Here is a 15,044-nt window from a genome sequence, read left to right as displayed (position 1 = left end):
TGGCGACCCCACGGCCCGGAAGTCGCGACTCCACGGCCCGGAAAAGGCCGTCGCCCGCGCCACTGCGGGGCGCGGGCGACGGTGTGCGGATCAGCGCGACGGCACCAGGGCGAGCAGGCTGCCACGGACCGGCGGACCGGCCTCGTCAGCCGCGTCCGGATCCGGCTGCACCTCGCTGCGCCAGGCGACGAGCATCGCCCGCCGCTCGCGCGGCGTGGTGCCGCCCCAGACGCCGTGGCAGTCGCCCACCTCCAGCGCCCAGGCCAGGCAGGATCCCTGGACGTCACAGCTGCGGCAGAGCGCTACGGCCGTGTCGGCCGGCTCGTTCGGTGCCGGAAAGAACGTCTCCGGATCCACGCTCTGGCAGGTTCCTCTGGTCCGCCACGCCTCGTCCTGCTGCCGCTCACGCAACGCCCGCAGCAGTCGCGGGTCTCGTCGTGCGGCGGCCACCTCGTGCGGGCGGGGCATGCGCGCCCGTGTCAATACACCCACCTCCCCCGTGGGACCGGCAAATGATCACGGATGATCGATGGGTGCCATCCGCCCCGTGCGAACAGACGCCCAACGCCGGCGCTGTGTTCTATCGCACTCATGGACACGGGGACAAGACTCTGCCGTAAACATTCCTAATCAGCCGAGCGACGTTTCGGGCGCAACCTCGGCAAATCAGCACACGACAATGCGCTGAGAATGATCAAAACAGCGTCAATTCCGCAGCCTTCCCCCCTCCGGTCAGGGGCACTCGGACGGTGAGCCCGGGGCCGTCGTTCCGGACGTCGCCGACCGCCGGGGAGACCGGGCGGATCTCCAGCCCGGTGAGCCAGTCCGCGGCGGGCGGAGCGAGCAGCGCGGCGGGCTCGTCGGCCGGGCCGAGCCAGGACGCCCACCGCTGTCGGGGCAACAGCAGCGGCATCCGGTCGTGCACCTCGGCCAACTCGCCGACCGCCGGGGTGGTCAACACGCTGAAGCTGAGCAGGGCGGTGCCCGCCGACTCCCAGACCGACCAGATCCCGGCGAAGGCCAGCACCGAACCGTCCACCGGCGTCATGTAGTAGGGCTGCCGCCGCCCGTCCGGCTCGCGGACCCACTCGTACCAGCCGTCGGCGGGGACCAGGCAGCGCCGACGGACGAAGGACCGGGCGTACGCCCGACTGGTGGCGACGGTCTCCGCCCGCGCGTTGATCATGCGGGCGGCGCCGGCGGCGCTGCGGGACCAGTGCGGCACCAGGCCCCAGCGACCGACGGAGAGCACCCGGTGCCCCTCCGGGGCCAGCCGGACCAACGGCACGGGGTCGGTCGGGGCGACGTTGAAATCCGGGCCGACTGCCCCGCCGGTCTCGTCGTACGACTCGAACAGCGCGCTCAGGTCGCCTGCGCTGCGGGTCGTCGCGTACCTCCCGCACATGGCACACACGCTAACGCGCTTGGAACGTTTTGGCTGTCCCGCCAGCCGGGAGCAGGCACGACGAGCGGTTCCGTCGGCCCCGCGAGTTGGCAGAATGGGGGCGTGGGGAAGCTGACCGCAACACGACCGCCGCAACCGTGGACCGCACCGACCGCCACCGACCCGGTCGCCGCCACGCTGCGCCTGCCCGGGTCCAAGTCGATGACCGCCCGGGCCCTGGTGCTCAGCGCGCTGGCCAGCGGTTCCTCGACGCTCGACCGGCCGCTGCGCGCCCGGGACACCGAGCTGATGGCCGGCGCGCTGCGCGGGCTTGGCGCGCACGTGTCGATCTCCGACGACGAGCGCTGGCTGGTCCGGCCGCACCGGCTGGTCGGTCCCGCGCACGTCGACGTCGGCCTGGCCGGCACGGTGATGCGCTTCCTGCCGCCGGTGGCCGGGCTCGCCGCGGGCCGGGTCACCTTCGACGGCGACCAGCAGGCCCGGGTCCGCCCGCTCGGGCCGCTGATCGGGGCGCTGCGCTCCCTCGGCGTACGCATCGACACCCCCGCCACCGGCAGCCTGCCGCTCGCGGTCCTCGGCACCGGCCGGGTCGCCGGTGGCGAGGTGGTGATCGACGCCTCCGCCTCCAGCCAGCTCGTCTCCGGGCTGCTGCTGGCCGCGCCCCGCTTCGACCGGGGGGTGGTGGTCCGGCACGAGGGGCCGCCGGTCCCGTCCGCGCCGCACCTGCGGATGACCGTGCAGATGCTCCGGGCCGCCGGGGCCGCGGTCGACGACGGCACCCCCGACGTCTGGGCGGTGGAGCCCGGCCCGTTGACCGGTCGCGGCTGGGAGATCGAGCCGGACCTCTCCGGCGCCGTGCCGTTCTTCGCCGCCGCGCTGGTCACCGGCGGCGAGGTGACCCTGCAGGGCTGGCCGCGCAGCAGCATGCAGCCGGTCGAGCAGCTCCGTTCCCTGCTGACCCGGATGGGCGGCGAGGTGACCCTGACCACTGCCGGGCTGACCGTCCGGGGCACCGGCGGCGTGCACGGCCTGACCGCCGACCTCTCCGACGTCAGCGAGCTGACCCCGGCGCTGACCGCGCTGGCGATGCTCGCCGACTCGCCGTCCCGGCTGACCGGGATCGGGCACATCCGCGGGCACGAGACCGACCGGCTCGCCGCGCTGGCCAGGGAGTTCACCGCGCTGGGCGCGGACATCACCGAGTCCGCCGACGGGCTGGAGATCCATCCCCGCCCGCTGCGCGGCGGGACCTTCCGGACGTACGCCGACCACCGGATGGCGCACGCCGCGGCGGTGGCCGGGCTGGCCGTCCCCGGCATCGAGGTGGACGACGTGACGTGCACCTCGAAGACCATGCCGGAGTTCCCGGCACTATGGTCGGGCATGGTGACCGGCAAGAGCTGACGCGACGGAGGGACGTCCTGGCAACCAGGCGACGGGAGTACGACGAGGACGACGTCCGGGTCCGACCCGGGAAGTCCTCGCGCCCGCGTACGCGCACCCGGCCCCGGCACGAGGACGCGGTCGACGGGTTCGTCGTCGCCGTCGACCGGGGGCGCTACACCTGCGTGCTGCCCGACGCCGGGCCGGACGCCCCGACCGTCACCGCGATGCGCGCCCGTGAGCTGGGCCGTAAGTCGGTGGTGGTGGGTGACCGGGTCGGGCTGGTCGGCGACACGTCAGGCGCGCCGGGCGCGCTGGCCCGGATCGTCCGGATCGCCGAGCGCACCTCCGTGCTGCGGCGTACCGCCGAGGACGACGCGACCACCGCCGAGGGGCGGCTGGAACGCGTTGTCGTCGCCAACGCCGACCAATTGGTGATCGTCAGCGCGCTGGCCGATCCACCACCACGCACCGGGTTCATCGACCGTTGCCTGGTCGCCGCGTTCGACGCCGACATCGAGCCGCTACTCTGCCTCACCAAGGCCGACCTGGCCGGCCCGGAGGCGGTCCTCGACTACTACACCGAGCTGGAGCTGCCGTACGTGCTGATCCGGCCGGGCGCGGAGCTGGGCGCGCTGCGCGCGCTGCTCGCCGGGCGGGTGTCGGTGCTGGTCGGGCACTCGGGGGTGGGCAAGTCGACGCTGGTCAACCGCCTCGTGCCGGAGGCCGACCGGGCGGTGGGCGCGGTCAGCGCGATCGGCCGGGGCCGGCACACCTCGACCAGTGCGGTGGCGCTGCGGCTGCCCGATGCCGCCGGAGGCTGGATCATCGACACCCCCGGGGTGCGCAGCTTCGGGCTGGCGCACGTCTCGGCGGAGAGCCTGCTGCACGGCTTCCCCGACCTGGTGGAGGCCACGGTCGACTGCCCGGCGAACTGCCAGCACACCGCCGACGAGGCGAGCTGCGCGCTGGACGCCTGGGTGGCCGCCGGCAAGGCCGACCCGCGCCGGCTCGCGTCGTACCGCCGGCTGCTGGCCTCCCGGTCCGGCGAGGGCGACCCGCGCGAACCAGAACGTAACCCCGGCGACCCGCTCGCCGGTTCCTGATTTCAAGAAAACGGCTACCGTGTCCGGCATGACCGGGTACGCCGACGATCTCGCCCTCGCCCACCTGCTCGCCGACGCCGCCGACGCCATCTCCACGGCCCGGTTCCGCGCCCTCGACCTGCGGGTCGAGGCCAAGCCGGACCTGACCCCGGTCTCCGACGCGGACACCGCCGTCGAGCGGGCGATCCGTGCGCTGCTGGCCGAGCACCGACCTGGCGACGGCCTGCTCGGCGAGGAGTACGGCGAGCAGCCCGCCACCGGCCCCGACGGGCGGCGCTGGGTGATCGACCCGATCGACGGCACGAAGAACTTCGTCCGGGGCGTACCGGTGTGGGGCACGCTGATCGCCCTGCTGGAGGCCGACCGTCCGGTGCTCGGCCTGGTCTCCGCGCCGGCGCTCGGCCGGCGCTGGTGGGCCGCCCAGGGCGCGGGCGCGTACGCCGGCCCCGACCTGACCGCCGGCACGCCGATCCGGGTCTCCGGCGTCACGGACCTGGCCGACGCGAGCTTCTGCTACTCCTCGCTGACCGGTTGGGAGGAGGCGGGCCGGCTGGACGCCGTGCTCCAGATCATGCGCGACACCTGGCGCAGCCGGGCGTACGGCGACTTCTACGGCTACATGCTGCTGGCCGAGGGGGCGCTGGACGTGATGGTGGAGCCGGAGCTGTCGCTCTGGGACATCGCCGCCCTGGTCCCGATCGTCACCGAGGCGGGCGGCACCTTCACCGATCTGGCCGGCCGGCCCGCCCCGGCCGGGACCAGCTCGAACGAGATCAGCGCGATCGCCACCAACGGCCCGCTGCACGATGACGTCCTGGCCCGGCTCGGCCCACCAGCCGCGCGCTGACCCGGCAGCGGTCCTCTATCCTCGCCAGGTGGCGTCCTACGGTTGGTGTTTCCTGGCGGCGATGATCGTCGCGTACGGCTTCGCCAACCTGCTCCAGTCGGTGGCCGCGGCGCGCACGACCGTGCACCACACCTTCGACCCGGGGCTGCTGTTGCGGCTGGCCAGCCACCGGACCTATCTGGTCGGGCTTATCTGCCAGATGACCGGCTTCGTACTGGCCTTCCTGGCCCGTCGCGACCTGCCACTGTTCCTGGTCCAGGCCAGCGTGGCGGCCGGGCTCGGGGTGACCGCCCTGCTCGGCGTGCTGGTGCTCAAGTGGCGGCTCCCGGTCGCCGAGATCCTCCTGCTCGTGCTGCTCTTCGCCGGGATCACCGCGCTGGTGCTCGCCGCCGAGCCCGCGCCGTCCCGGCAGCTCGGCGCCGCGGGGCTGGCCGGCCTGGCGGCGGCGCTCGTCGTGATCGCCGTGCTCGGCTTCTTCAGCGCCCGGCTGCGCGGCGCCCCCGGGTCGGTGGCGCTCGGCTCGCTGGCCGGGATGGCGTTCTCCGCTGCGGCGGTGGCTGCCCGCCCGCTCGCCTCGGCCGACTCGGCGGAGGCGTTCGTCCGCGACCCGCTGCTCTATCTGCTGATCGCCCACTCGGTGGTCGGGCAGCTGCTGCTCGGCCTGGCCATGCAGCGCGGCTCCACCACGGCGGCGGTGGCCGCGATGGACGCCGCCGGGGCGGTCCCCGCGGCGATCATCGGCCTGCTGCTGCTCAACGACCGGATCTGGCCCGGACGGGAGTGGCTGGCCGGCGTCGGTTTCCTGGCCACGCTGGTCTCGGTGGTCGGCCTGACCCGGTACGCCGCGCCGCAGCACCAGCACACGACCGCCCGCGACCGGAAACACCCGATGATCGCCGCCGGCACGGCCGCCCGGCCCCGCCGCTGACCTCAGGCCGCCTCGACCGGCCGGCGCCGGCTGACCACCCGCTCATAGAGCCGTTCCAGAGCGCCGGCCGTCCGTTCCCAGGTGTAGCTGCACCGCACCCGGTCCACCGCGGCGTGCCCGTACGCGAACCGCCCAGCGTTGTCGGCCAGCAGTCGACGCAGGGTCACCCCGAGGGCCCGGACGTCTCCGGGCGGGACGAGCTTTCCGGTGACCTCGTCGACCACCGCGTCGGCGAGGCCACCCATCGCGTAGCCGACCACCGGCACCCCGCAGGCCATCGCCTCCAGCGACACCCGGCCGGCGGAGGAGTAGTGCGGCGTGCAGGCGACCACGTCGGCGGAGCGGTACCAGGTCGCCATCTGATCGTGCGGGACCGCGCCGACAAGCTTCACCTGGTCGGCCAGCCCGGTCCGGTCGGCCAGCTCGCGCAGCCGGCGCGCCTCGTCGTGCTCGGCGAGCTGTGCAGCGGGCGGACCGCCGGCGATCACCAGCTCGGCGTCGCCGACCAGCCGCATCGCCCGGATCACGTCCTCCTGGCCGTGCCCGGGCGAGAGCCCTCCGACGGAGAGGATGCGGGGCCGCTGGTCCCGGGGCGCCGCCTCGCCGTCCGGGTGGAAACGCGCGGTGTCCACCCCGGTCGGCACCATCGCGACCGCGGTGCGCTGGAGCCCCATCCGGGTCAGCTCGTCGACCTCGTCGTTGCACTGCGCGACCGCGATGTCCACCGCCCGGGTCAGCGCCCGCTCCAGCGGGATCCGCTCCCCCGGCCCGTCGTAGCGTTGACCGAGATGGCGCAGCTGCTCGATGCCGAGCGAGTGGAAGGTCTGCACGACCGGGATGTCGGTCTCGCGTACGGCGTGGGCGGCGGCCAGGCCACCGACCCAGTAGTGCCCGTGCACCACCTCCGGCGTCCAGTCGCCGGACCATCGCTGCGCCAGCCAACGGCCGAACTCGGCCACGTGCGGCACCAGCTCGGCGGTGCCCAGCGGGATCGGCGGGCCGACCGGCACCCGCTCCAACCGATACCCGTCCAGCTCGATCGACTCCGGCTGGCCGGGCTCGTCGCGCCGCTCGTGGACCCGGACGTCGTGACCCCGCCCGGCCAGTTCGGCCGCTACCCGCGCGACGTGCTGGTAAGTACCGACGGTGGAACCTTCGACGGACGGGCCGGCGTGCGCGCACACAAGGCCGACGCGCATGGTGCACCTCCACGCGGTTCAATCCAGCGTTGGTCCTCCGGTCAGAGGGTCCCATTAACCCGGCCCCGCTGCGCCGAAACCTGGCAGATCCGGGAGGCCACGGCCGCATGACGGGCCCAGGCCAGGGGTACCGGCGAGAAATGCCTCTCACCCGCAGCCTCGACGACGCCACGGTCGTGATCACCGGCGCCTCCAGCGGCATCGGGGCGGCGACCGCGTACGCGCTGGCCCGCCGGGGTGCCGACGTGGTGCTGGCGGCCCGCACCGAGGAGGCGCTGCACCGGGTCGCCGAACACTGCCGAAAGCTGGGCGGCCGGGCGCTGGTCGTACCCACCGATGTGACGGACCCGGAGGCGGTGCGGCGGCTCGCGGCACAGGCGGTGGCGGAGTTCGGCCGAATCGACGCCTGGATCAACAACGCCGCGGTGACCGCGGTGGGTCTCTTCGACGAGATCCCGGTGACCGAGTTCCGCCGGGTGGTGGCGGTGAACCTGCTCGGCACGGCCTACGGGACCAAGGCGGCGCTGCGCTGGCTCGACGCCGCCGGCGGCGGGGTGCTGGTCAACAACGCCTCGGTGCTGGCCGAGGTGGCCATGCCCTACCAGTCGGCCTACAACGCGACCAAGCACGGCATCCGGGGGCTGGCCGACACGGTCCGGCAGGAGTTGCGGGTGACCGGTCGCAACCACATCTCCCTCTGTACCGTGCTGCCGGCGACCGTCGACACCCCGTTCTTCCGGCACGCCGCCAACCACAGCCGCCGGGAACTCACCCCGCCCCCGCCGGTCTATCCGCCGGAGGTGGTGGCCGAGACGATCGTCCGGCTGCTGCGCCGGCCCCGGCGGGAGGCGTACGCGGGCGGCGCGGCCCGGCTGGTCGGGCTCCAGTGGCGGCTGGCCCCGGCGTTGGTCGAGCGGGTCCTCGGCTGGTACACCGCCCGCACCCAGTTCGGCCCCGGGAGACGGCTGGGCGCCGCCGGCAACGTGTTCGCCCCGGACGCGGCGGCCGAGCCGACCGGCGGCTGGCACGGCCGCCGCCGGCAACTGGTACGGATGACGGCGTTCGGGTTGGCGGCGGGCACCGCCGTCGGCACCGTGGCCGCGATCAGTCGGCGAGCGCGGACCGGGCACCGGTGAACCGCGCGAGCCCGCCGTGGCTGAACCGGCTGCGGGGCGACACATGCTTCAGGCGGTTTTCGCCCGTTCCTCCCGATCCATTCCGCCGAACCCGGTTAACGCGGGCAACTCGGCGGGTAGTGACCGGTCATGCGCGACGACGACTACCCCACCCCCGTGTCCGACCCGGAGGCGGAGGGCCTGCCCGACACCGCCGACGACGACTCCACGGCCAAGGACGACGTGCTGACCGGACGCGAGGCGGACGGCCCCGAGCCGGCCCAGCTCCCCGCCGACCGCGACCCGGTGGCGGTGGACCGGTTCGGGACCACCGCCGAGGAGCAGCTCGACGGCGAGTCGCTGGACTACAAGCTCCACCGGGAGACGTACGAACGGCCCGTCGACGACCCGCTCGCCGGCCCGGTCGACCCGGACATCGCCGCTGAGGCGGACAGCGAGGAGGCCGCCGCGCAGGCCCAGTTCGACGCGGACGTGATCGACCCGGGCCCGACCTCCGATCCGCACTCGGCGGTCTCCCTCTACGACCACGGCCAGCTCGGCGCCGTCGCGGACCACCAGGTGGGCCGGCTGGTCGAGCCGGACGAGGGCGCGCACACCGACCAGGAGGTCGACAACATCGGGTACGACGCCGGCTCGGCCGGCGGCGGGGCGACCGCCGAGGAACTGGCCGTCCACGAGACCCGGCCGCCCGAGGCGACCCCCTGACCAATCAGTCCAGGCCCTGCTCGATGGCGTACCGGGTCAGCTCGACCCGGTTGTGGAGCTGGAGCTTGCCGAGCGTGTTCTGCACATGGTTCTGCACCGTCCGATGGGAGAGCCCGAGCCGCTCGGCGATCTGCTTGTAGGACAGACCCTTGGCCACCAGACGCAGCACCTCGGTCTCCCGCTCGGTGAGCTGGGGCGCCGCGTCGTGGGTGTTGGCCGGTGCGGCGGCCAACCGCCGGTACTCCCCCAGCACCAGCCCGGCCAGCCCGGGCGTGAAGACCGGCTCGCCGGCAGCGGTGCGGCGCACCGCGTCCAGGAACTCGGCCGGCGCGGCCGACTTGACCAGGTAACCGGTGGCGCCGGCCTTCACCGCGTCCAGCACGCTCTGCGGCTCGCCGCTGGCCGACAGCATCAGCACCCGCACCTCGGGCAGCACGGCGCGCAGCCCGCGGATCACCTCGACACCGGAGACGTCCGGCAGTTGCAGGTCGAGCACGACCACGTCCGGGCGGGCCGCCGCGGCCACCCGGACCGCCTGCCGCCCCTCCCCGCTGGTCGCCACCACCAGGTGCCCGGCCTCGGTGAGGTCGCGGGCCACCCCCTCCCGCCACATCGGGTGGTCGTCGACCACCATCACCCGCACGCCGGTGCTCATCGGCCGCTCCTCGGCACGCTCAACTCGATCTCCGTGCCCGCGCCGGTGGCGGAGACGATCCGCACCTCGCCGCCCAGCTCGGCGACCCTGCCGCGGATCGACTGCGCCACCCCGAGCCGGCCCTGCGCCGCGGCCTCGGCCAGCCGCCCCTCCGGGATTCCCGGCCCCTCGTCGCGTACCGAGACGGTCACCGTCTCCCCCTCGTCCTCGATCAGCACCCAGGCCCGCCCACCGGCGTGCCGGGCCACGTTGTCCAACGCCGCTCCGACGGCGGCGGCCAGCTCGCCGGCCACTTCCGCGGGCAACCGCACCGGGGTGGCCGGCGCGGCGACCTCGACCGTCGCCGAGGAATACCTGTCGAGCAGGTCGCGCAGGTCCCGTTCGGTCCCCTCCCCACCCGGCACGGCGCCGGCACGGCCGATCAGGGCGCGCAGGGCCGCCTCCTGCTCGCCGGCCAGCCGGGCCAGCTCCCCCGCCTCGCCGTCCAGGTACGCGCCGCGCCGCTGCACCATCGCCAGCACCTGGAGCACCGAGTCGTGGATGTCCCGGGCCAGCCGCTCCCGTTCCCGGGTGGCCGCTTCCAGCTCCACCGCCCGTTGCAGCCGCTGCTCGGCGGTGACCGCGAGCCGGGCGACGTGCCCGACCACCACCCCGGCGAGCAGCAGCAGGATCACCCCGGTGACCGAGGACTGGCCGATCCGCTCCCGGGTGGCCAGGTCGACCCCGCTGAGCACCAGCGCGGCGACCGCGCCCCACCGCCGACCACCGGCGACCGCCCAGGCCAGCACCGGGCCGGCCAGCCAGGCGACGGTCAGCGTGGGCAGGCCGGCGGCGAGCGCCGCGCGGCCAACCACCCACGGGGTGGCCAACATGATCGCCATGACCACACCGAGGTCGGCCAGGAGCAACGGCCAGTGCCGCCTGGCCGGGCGGGCGTAGCCGGCCGCGGTCACCCCGGTCCAGGCCAGCATCACCAGGAGTACGCCGCCGGCGGCGAGCGGGTGCGCGTACCGGTGGGCGTCGCGGAGCACCAGCACCCCGACGTACGCCAGCGAGGCGAACCGGAACACCGCGATCGACCGCCAGAGCGGCCCCTCCAGGCCACCCGGAGACGACAACATGCGCGACACCATGCCACAGCCAGTGACAGACAGGCCGGTGGGTGCGGCCCGAGAAACCCCGACGTAAGGTGAGAATGCCGCGAAAATCGCCGAGACCCACCGCCGGGACGGGGCCATGACGAACGCAGAATCCCCCGCACCCCGTACGGTTGTGCCCATCGAACCTTCCCACCTCATCGCCGAGGCCTTCGACCGGGCCCAGGTGACCGAGCTGCGGCATGCGGTCACCTCCTGCGCGCACGCCGCCGGGCTGCACGGCCAGCGGCTGGACGACTTCGTGCTGGCGGTCAACGAGCTGATCACCAACGCCGTCCGGCACGGCGGCGGCCAGGGCTGGCTACGGGTGTGGCGCCAGGCCGGGGAACTCGTCTGCGAGGTCGCCGACCACGGCCAGGGGATCAGCGTCCGCCGGCTCAGCGACCGCAGCCGGCCCGCCCCGGACACCGCCGGCGGCTGGGGCCTGTGGCTCGCCCGGGAACTGAGCGACACCATGGTGGTCGCCACCGGCGAGACGGGCACGACCGTACGGATCACCGCCACCCTCGAGTAAGGAGGGGCCGGTCAGCCGAAGAGGGCGCTCACCGACTCGCCGTTGTGGATCCGCCGCATCGCCTCGGCCAGGGCCGGCGCCACGGACAGCACCGCCAGCTTCGGCGCCCGCTTCTCGGCCGGGATCGGCACCGTGTTGGTGCAGACGATCTCCAGCACCCCCTCCTGCTCGCCCAGCCGCTCCAGCGCGCCGCTGGAGAACAGGCCGTGGGTGCAGGCCAGCCGGATCGACCGGACCTTCAACTCGCGCAGGTGGGCCATCAGCTCGATCACCGTGCTGCCCTTGGCGATCTCGTCGTCGAGGACGATGACGTCCCGATCCGCCACGTCGCCGATCACCGTGCTGATCTTGACGCGATCGTCGCTGAACCGCTGCTTCGCGCCGGCCGCGACCGGCGTGCCGAGCATCCGGGCGAACGCGGCGGCCTCCTTGGCGTTGCCGAGATCCGGCGAGACCACCACCGTGTTGCTCAGGTCGTACCCCTGGAAGTGACCGGCCAGCTCACGCAGCGCGTGCAGATGGTCCACGGGGACGCTGAAGAAGCCGTGCACCTGCGGCGAGTGCAGGGTCATCGCCAGCACCCGATGGGCCCCGGCCGACGTGAGCAGGTCGGCCACCAGCCGGCCACCGATGGAGATGCGCGGCGCGTCCTTCTTGTCCGAACGGGCGTACGCGTAGTGCGGCAGCACCACAGTGATCCGTCCGGCCGACGCGCCCCGGGCCGCGTCGATCATGAGCAGCAGCTCGACCAGATTCTCCTGCACCGGCGGCACCAGCGGCTGGATGAGGAAGACATCGCGTTCCCGGCAGTTCGCCTGCAACTGCACCTCCAGGCAGTCGTTGGCGAACCGGGACACCCGTACCGGGTGCAGCGGAACGTCGAGGTGGGCGCAGATCTCGGCGGCGAGGTCCGGATGAGCGGTTCCGCTGAACACGGCAATGTCACGCACGTTTGCCGATCGTACGGGCCCGGCATGGCAGGCAGCGGACGGTCCCGGCGGGTACGGTGCTGCCGTGACCGGAGAGTTCGTCGCCGCCATCGATCAGGGCACCACCTCGTCGCGGTGCATCGTCTTCGACCGGGCCGGGGAGGTCGTCTCCGTCGCCCAGCGCGAACACCGGCAGCTCTTTCCGCAGCCCGGCTGGGTCGAGCACGACGCCGAGGAGATCTGGGCGAACGTCCAGCAGGTGGTGCGGGAGGCCCTGGCCGCCGCCGGCATCGGCCCGAGCGGGCTGACCGCCGTCGGCATCACCAACCAGCGCGAGACGACCGTGGTCTGGGACCGGGCCACCGGCCGCCCCGTCGCCAACGCCATCGTCTGGCAGGACACCCGCACCGGCCCGCTGCTGCGCGAGCTGGCCGAGGCGTACGACGAGGAACGGCTGCGGGCCCGCACCGGCCTGACCCTGGCCACCTACTTCGCCGGGCCGAAGCTGCGCTGGCTGCTCGACCACGTCGACGGGCTGCGCGAGCGCGCCGAGCGGGGCGAGGTCCTCTTCGGCACGGTCGACAGCTGGCTGATCTGGAAGCTGACCGGCCGGCACGTCACCGACGTGACCAACGCCAGCCGGACCATGCTGATGAACCTGGAAACCCTGGCCTGGGACCCGGAACTACTCGACGCGCTACGGGTGCCGGCCGCCATGCTGCCCGAAATCTGCGGCTCGGCGGAGGTCTACGGCACCGCCGGCGGGGTGCTCGCCGGGGTGCCGGTGGCGAGCGCGCTCGGCGACCAGCAGGCCGCCCTCTTCGGACAGACCTGCTTCCAGCCCGGCGAGGCCAAGTGCACCTACGGCACCGGCAGCTTCCTGCTGCTCAACACCGGCACCGGTCCGGTCGTCTCCCGCCACGGCCTGCTCACCACCGTGGCGTACCGGATCGCCGGCCAGCCGGCCGTCTACGCCCTGGAGGGCGCGATCGCGGTCACCGGCGCGCTGGTGCAGTGGCTGCGCGACAACCTCGGTCTGATCTCCACCGCCCCGCAGGTCGAGGAGCTGGCCCGCACGGTGGACGACAACGGCGGCTGCTACGTGGTGCCGGCCTTCTCCGGGCTCTTCGCACCGCACTGGCGCAGCGACGCCCGCGGCGTGATCGCCGGGCTGACCGGCTACATCACCAAGGGGCACCTGGCCCGGGCGGTGCTGGAGGCGTCCGCCTGGCAGACCCGCGAGGTGGTCGACGCGATGAACGCGGACTCCGACGTGGCGCTGCGCCGGCTGCGGGTGGATGGCGGGATGACCGGCAACGAGCTGCTGATGCAGTTCCTCGCCGACGTGGTCGACGTGCCGGTGGTCCGGCCCCGGATCACCGAGACCACCTGCCTCGGCGCCGCGTACGCGGCCGGGCTGGCGGTCGGCTTCTGGCCGGACCTGGCCACCCTGCGTGAGCACTGGCGCGCCGACGCGCAGTGGACCCCGGAGATGGATCCCACGCTGCGCGACCGGGAGCTGCGCCAGTGGCGCAAGGCCGTGCAGCGCACCCTCGACTGGGTGGAGTGACCCGCACGCGAAACACCCCGCACGCGCGAACGGAAAGGCAGCTTGCCCCTGCCCTTGATGGTGTTACTCGTCCTGTTGGGCCTCGCGCTGGCCCTGATCGTCTCCGCGACCGTTCGGTTCCTGCGCGACCGACGCCTGCTGCGCGAGGGCCACCGGGTGCCCGGCGAGGTGGTGGACCTGTTGGTCCACCAGAGCAGGAGCAGCGCGAGCTACACGCCTGTGGTGCGCTACTGCACGGCCGACGGGGTGCCGATGACCTCGTCGCCGGGCCGGTGGCACCAGACCTTCTTCACCGCGCCCGCCAGCCTGGTCACCGTGGTCTACGATCCTGCGCGCCCGGCGCGGATCCTGGTCGCCCCCAGTGGAGGCACCGGCTACGAGCCCATGGTCGTTCCGTTGGCCGTGCTGCTGATGGTGGGCACGGTCGTGATGATCAGTGGGGCGTACGTCTTCCACGCGCTCTGAACCCGCGGGTGCGCGGGGCGGGGACTCCGGTTACCGTCTGCACGACGCGAATGGCCCAACGACGCGAGGTGACGCACAGATGACCGCTACCACGGGGGAGCCGGCGGACAACAACGACCCGATGGCGCTGATCGCTGCCCGGATGCGTGAGCAGATGGCGCGGGGCGAGGAGCTGCGGGGCCGGCTGGCCGGGTTGACCGGCCGGGCCGCCAGCGAGGACGGGCAGATCGAGGTGGTCTGCACCGCCGACGACCCGGCCCACGAGCTGCGCCTCGACCCCCGGGCGATGCGCCGCTCCGCGGCCGAGCTGGCCGAGGAGCTGCAGGAGCTGCTCCGGTCGGCCCGAGCGGATCTGCAGCGGCAGACCAGCGAGGCGGTACGCGAAGCGGGCGACCAGGCCGGGCCGCAGTCCCTGATCGGCGACCCGGCCGCGGCACAGGCCAAGCTGGCGCAGCTCAACGAGATGGTCAGCGGCCCGCTGCGGCAGAGCACCGAGATGCTGGAGCGGCTGCGCCGCCAGTTGAAGATCTGACGCCGTTTCGGGGCGGTGACGTCGGCCCCCGGCTGGCCGGGTCAGCGGGGTGCCGCGCCCGCCCGGCGCGCCCGCAGAGTCAGCCGCAGCCAGACCACGACGAAGGCCCCCAGCCCGACCAGGAGCGCCGCGCCGATCAGGATCGGCGCGACCAACCAGGTGAACAGGTCGGTGGTGGCCCGGTCGCCGTTGCCCCAGCCCGGGACCTCGGTGCCGGGTCGCAAGTGCACGCTGTCGATCGGCCCGGACACGGTGTGGCCGTCGGTCAACCGCCACGTGCCCCGGCAGGCCTGGGTGGCCTTCGGTCCACTCAGGTCACAGTGCTCGACCTGGATGGTCACCCGTTCCGCCCTGATCGCCTGCCGAGCGAGCCCCACGGGCATCACCAGGACGGCGCCGAGCAGCAGGAGCGGAAGGAGCAGCCGCTGCCAGCGAGGCCGGCCGGCCATCCGCTCGGTGTATCCACCAGGGACCGGCGCCGGGGGGTGGGATGCCATGCTCCGGAGGCTACCA

The 15,044-nt window shown here is 73.7% G+C and carries 17 protein-coding genes; 10 read left to right on the top strand and 7 right to left on the bottom strand.

Translation table 11 applies throughout. From position 1 onward, the window contains the following. Window positions 1–90: 90 nt before the first annotated feature. Both AB0C02_RS05920 and AB0C02_RS05915 read right to left on the bottom strand, forming a co-directional pair. Entirely contained in the window at window positions 91–483 is a 393-nt protein-coding gene (locus AB0C02_RS05920) for a WhiB family transcriptional regulator (protein ID WP_357541604.1), read from the bottom strand. Window positions 484–694: 211 nt separating this feature from the next. Further along, window positions 695–1,405 carry an SOS response-associated peptidase gene (locus tag AB0C02_RS05915; RefSeq protein ID WP_357541602.1) on the bottom strand — a complete coding sequence of 237 codons (711 nt, stop codon included), beginning with the start codon at window positions 1,403–1,405 and terminating at the stop codon, window positions 695–697. Window positions 1,406–1,507: 102 nt separating this feature from the next. Here AB0C02_RS05915 and aroA point away from each other — a divergent pair, with 102 nt between their 5' ends. The 4 genes from aroA (at window position 1,508) to AB0C02_RS05895 (ending at window position 5,669) form a co-directional block, all read left to right on the top strand. Next, window positions 1,508–2,809 (top strand): 3-phosphoshikimate 1-carboxyvinyltransferase, encoded by a 1,302-nt coding sequence (gene aroA / locus AB0C02_RS05910; protein ID WP_357541600.1) that lies wholly within the window; start codon window positions 1,508–1,510, stop codon window positions 2,807–2,809. Further along, the gene (rsgA, locus tag AB0C02_RS05905; RefSeq protein ID WP_357541598.1) at window positions 2,779–3,894 is read left to right on the top strand and encodes a ribosome small subunit-dependent GTPase A; all 1,116 of its coding nucleotides are present in this window, start codon (window positions 2,779–2,781) and stop codon (window positions 3,892–3,894) included. The genes aroA and rsgA overlap by 31 nt, the downstream gene beginning before the upstream one ends. A gap of 28 nt (window positions 3,895–3,922) precedes the next feature. Further along, window positions 3,923–4,741 carry a histidinol-phosphatase gene (gene hisN / locus AB0C02_RS05900; RefSeq protein WP_357541596.1) on the top strand — a complete coding sequence of 273 codons (819 nt, stop codon included), beginning with the start codon at window positions 3,923–3,925 and terminating at the stop codon, window positions 4,739–4,741. Between the two features lie 61 nt (window positions 4,742–4,802). Further along, window positions 4,803–5,669: a hypothetical protein gene (locus AB0C02_RS05895; RefSeq protein ID WP_357541816.1), complete on the top strand. Its 867-nt coding sequence runs from the start codon at window positions 4,803–4,805 to the stop codon at window positions 5,667–5,669. A 2-nt stretch (window positions 5,670–5,671) separates the two neighbouring features. Here the strand turns inward: AB0C02_RS05895 and AB0C02_RS05890 are convergent, their stop codons facing one another. Beyond that, window positions 5,672–6,868, bottom strand: a complete 1,197-nt coding sequence (locus AB0C02_RS05890) for a glycosyltransferase (RefSeq protein ID WP_357541594.1) — start codon at window positions 6,866–6,868, stop codon at window positions 5,672–5,674. Window positions 6,869–7,008: 140 nt separating this feature from the next. Between AB0C02_RS05890 and AB0C02_RS05885 the strand changes: the two genes are divergently transcribed. Both AB0C02_RS05885 and AB0C02_RS05880 read left to right on the top strand, forming a co-directional pair. Then, complete coding sequence (locus AB0C02_RS05885) at window positions 7,009–8,004, top strand: SDR family oxidoreductase (protein WP_357541592.1); 996 nt, start codon at window positions 7,009–7,011, stop codon at window positions 8,002–8,004. Between the two features lie 129 nt (window positions 8,005–8,133). Then, window positions 8,134–8,709 carry a DUF5709 domain-containing protein gene (locus AB0C02_RS05880; protein ID WP_357541590.1) on the top strand — a complete coding sequence of 192 codons (576 nt, stop codon included), beginning with the start codon at window positions 8,134–8,136 and terminating at the stop codon, window positions 8,707–8,709. 4 nt (window positions 8,710–8,713) lie between these two features. Here AB0C02_RS05880 and AB0C02_RS05875 read toward each other — a convergent pair whose 3' ends face one another. Both AB0C02_RS05875 and AB0C02_RS05870 read right to left on the bottom strand, forming a co-directional pair. After that, complete coding sequence (locus AB0C02_RS05875; protein ID WP_357541588.1) at window positions 8,714–9,364, bottom strand: response regulator transcription factor; 651 nt, start codon at window positions 9,362–9,364, stop codon at window positions 8,714–8,716. Continuing rightward, window positions 9,361–10,485: a DUF5931 domain-containing protein gene (locus AB0C02_RS05870; RefSeq protein ID WP_357541586.1), complete on the bottom strand. Its 1,125-nt coding sequence runs from the start codon at window positions 10,483–10,485 to the stop codon at window positions 9,361–9,363. The genes AB0C02_RS05875 and AB0C02_RS05870 overlap by 4 nt, the downstream gene beginning before the upstream one ends. A 115-nt stretch (window positions 10,486–10,600) precedes the next feature. Between AB0C02_RS05870 and AB0C02_RS05865 the strand changes: the two genes are divergently transcribed. After that, window positions 10,601–11,035, top strand: coding sequence for an ATP-binding protein (locus AB0C02_RS05865; protein ID WP_357541584.1), 435 nt, complete (start codon window positions 10,601–10,603; stop codon window positions 11,033–11,035). Window positions 11,036–11,046: 11 nt separating this feature from the next. On the opposite strand, the gene AB0C02_RS05860 is transcribed toward AB0C02_RS05865, so the two are convergent. After that, window positions 11,047–11,985 carry a ribose-phosphate pyrophosphokinase gene (locus tag AB0C02_RS05860; RefSeq protein ID WP_357541582.1) on the bottom strand — a complete coding sequence of 313 codons (939 nt, stop codon included), beginning with the start codon at window positions 11,983–11,985 and terminating at the stop codon, window positions 11,047–11,049. A gap of 64 nt (window positions 11,986–12,049) precedes the next feature. On the opposite strand from AB0C02_RS05860, the gene glpK reads away from it, so the two are divergent. From glpK to AB0C02_RS05845, 3 genes are all read left to right on the top strand, one after another. Then, window positions 12,050–13,534 (top strand): glycerol kinase GlpK, encoded by a 1,485-nt coding sequence (gene glpK, locus AB0C02_RS05855; RefSeq protein WP_357541580.1) that lies wholly within the window; start codon window positions 12,050–12,052, stop codon window positions 13,532–13,534. 57 nt (window positions 13,535–13,591) lie between these two features. Further along, the gene (locus AB0C02_RS05850) at window positions 13,592–13,999 is read left to right on the top strand and encodes a DUF3592 domain-containing protein (protein WP_357541578.1); all 408 of its coding nucleotides are present in this window, start codon (window positions 13,592–13,594) and stop codon (window positions 13,997–13,999) included. Between the two features lie 79 nt (window positions 14,000–14,078). After that, on the top strand, window positions 14,079–14,531 hold the full coding sequence (locus AB0C02_RS05845) for a YbaB/EbfC family nucleoid-associated protein (protein WP_357541576.1): 453 nt from the start codon (window positions 14,079–14,081) through the stop codon (window positions 14,529–14,531). Between the two features lie 41 nt (window positions 14,532–14,572). Here the strand turns inward: AB0C02_RS05845 and AB0C02_RS05840 are convergent, their stop codons facing one another. Continuing rightward, window positions 14,573–15,028: a hypothetical protein gene (locus AB0C02_RS05840; protein ID WP_357541574.1), complete on the bottom strand. Its 456-nt coding sequence runs from the start codon at window positions 15,026–15,028 to the stop codon at window positions 14,573–14,575. Between the last annotated feature and the right edge of the window lie 16 nt (window positions 15,029–15,044).

The sequence above is a fragment of the Micromonospora sp. NPDC048999 genome (genome assembly GCF_040649295.1).
Lineage (GTDB): Bacteria > Actinomycetota > Actinomycetes > Mycobacteriales > Micromonosporaceae > Micromonospora.
Note: the sequence above shows the minus strand (reverse complement) of the source record. Positions and strands in the feature narration are given on the sequence as shown.

Excerpts from the sequence above, each read along its gene's own strand:
- rsgA (WP_357541598.1), top strand. The coding sequence starts at position 2,779 with ATGGTCGGGCATGGTGACCGGCAAGAGCTGACGCGACGGAGGGACGTC.
- AB0C02_RS05875 (WP_357541588.1), bottom strand. The coding sequence starts at position 9,364 with ATGAGCACCGGCGTGCGGGTGATGGTGGTCGACGACCACCCGATGTGG.
- AB0C02_RS05885 (WP_357541592.1), top strand. The coding sequence starts at position 7,009 with ATGCCTCTCACCCGCAGCCTCGACGACGCCACGGTCGTGATCACCGGC.
- AB0C02_RS05845 (WP_357541576.1), top strand. The coding sequence starts at position 14,079 with ATGACCGCTACCACGGGGGAGCCGGCGGACAACAACGACCCGATGGCG.
- AB0C02_RS05880 (WP_357541590.1), top strand. The coding sequence starts at position 8,134 with ATGCGCGACGACGACTACCCCACCCCCGTGTCCGACCCGGAGGCGGAG.
- AB0C02_RS05840 (WP_357541574.1), bottom strand. The coding sequence starts at position 15,028 with ATGGCATCCCACCCCCCGGCGCCGGTCCCTGGTGGATACACCGAGCGG.
- AB0C02_RS05890 (WP_357541594.1), bottom strand. The coding sequence starts at position 6,868 with ATGCGCGTCGGCCTTGTGTGCGCGCACGCCGGCCCGTCCGTCGAAGGT.
- AB0C02_RS05865 (WP_357541584.1), top strand. The coding sequence starts at position 10,601 with ATGACGAACGCAGAATCCCCCGCACCCCGTACGGTTGTGCCCATCGAA.
- AB0C02_RS05895 (WP_357541816.1), top strand. The coding sequence starts at position 4,803 with ATGATCGTCGCGTACGGCTTCGCCAACCTGCTCCAGTCGGTGGCCGCG.
- AB0C02_RS05870 (WP_357541586.1), bottom strand. The coding sequence starts at position 10,485 with ATGTTGTCGTCTCCGGGTGGCCTGGAGGGGCCGCTCTGGCGGTCGATC.
- AB0C02_RS05915 (WP_357541602.1), bottom strand. The coding sequence starts at position 1,405 with ATGTGCGGGAGGTACGCGACGACCCGCAGCGCAGGCGACCTGAGCGCG.
- AB0C02_RS05850 (WP_357541578.1), top strand. The coding sequence starts at position 13,592 with ATGGTGTTACTCGTCCTGTTGGGCCTCGCGCTGGCCCTGATCGTCTCC.
- hisN (WP_357541596.1), top strand. The coding sequence starts at position 3,923 with ATGACCGGGTACGCCGACGATCTCGCCCTCGCCCACCTGCTCGCCGAC.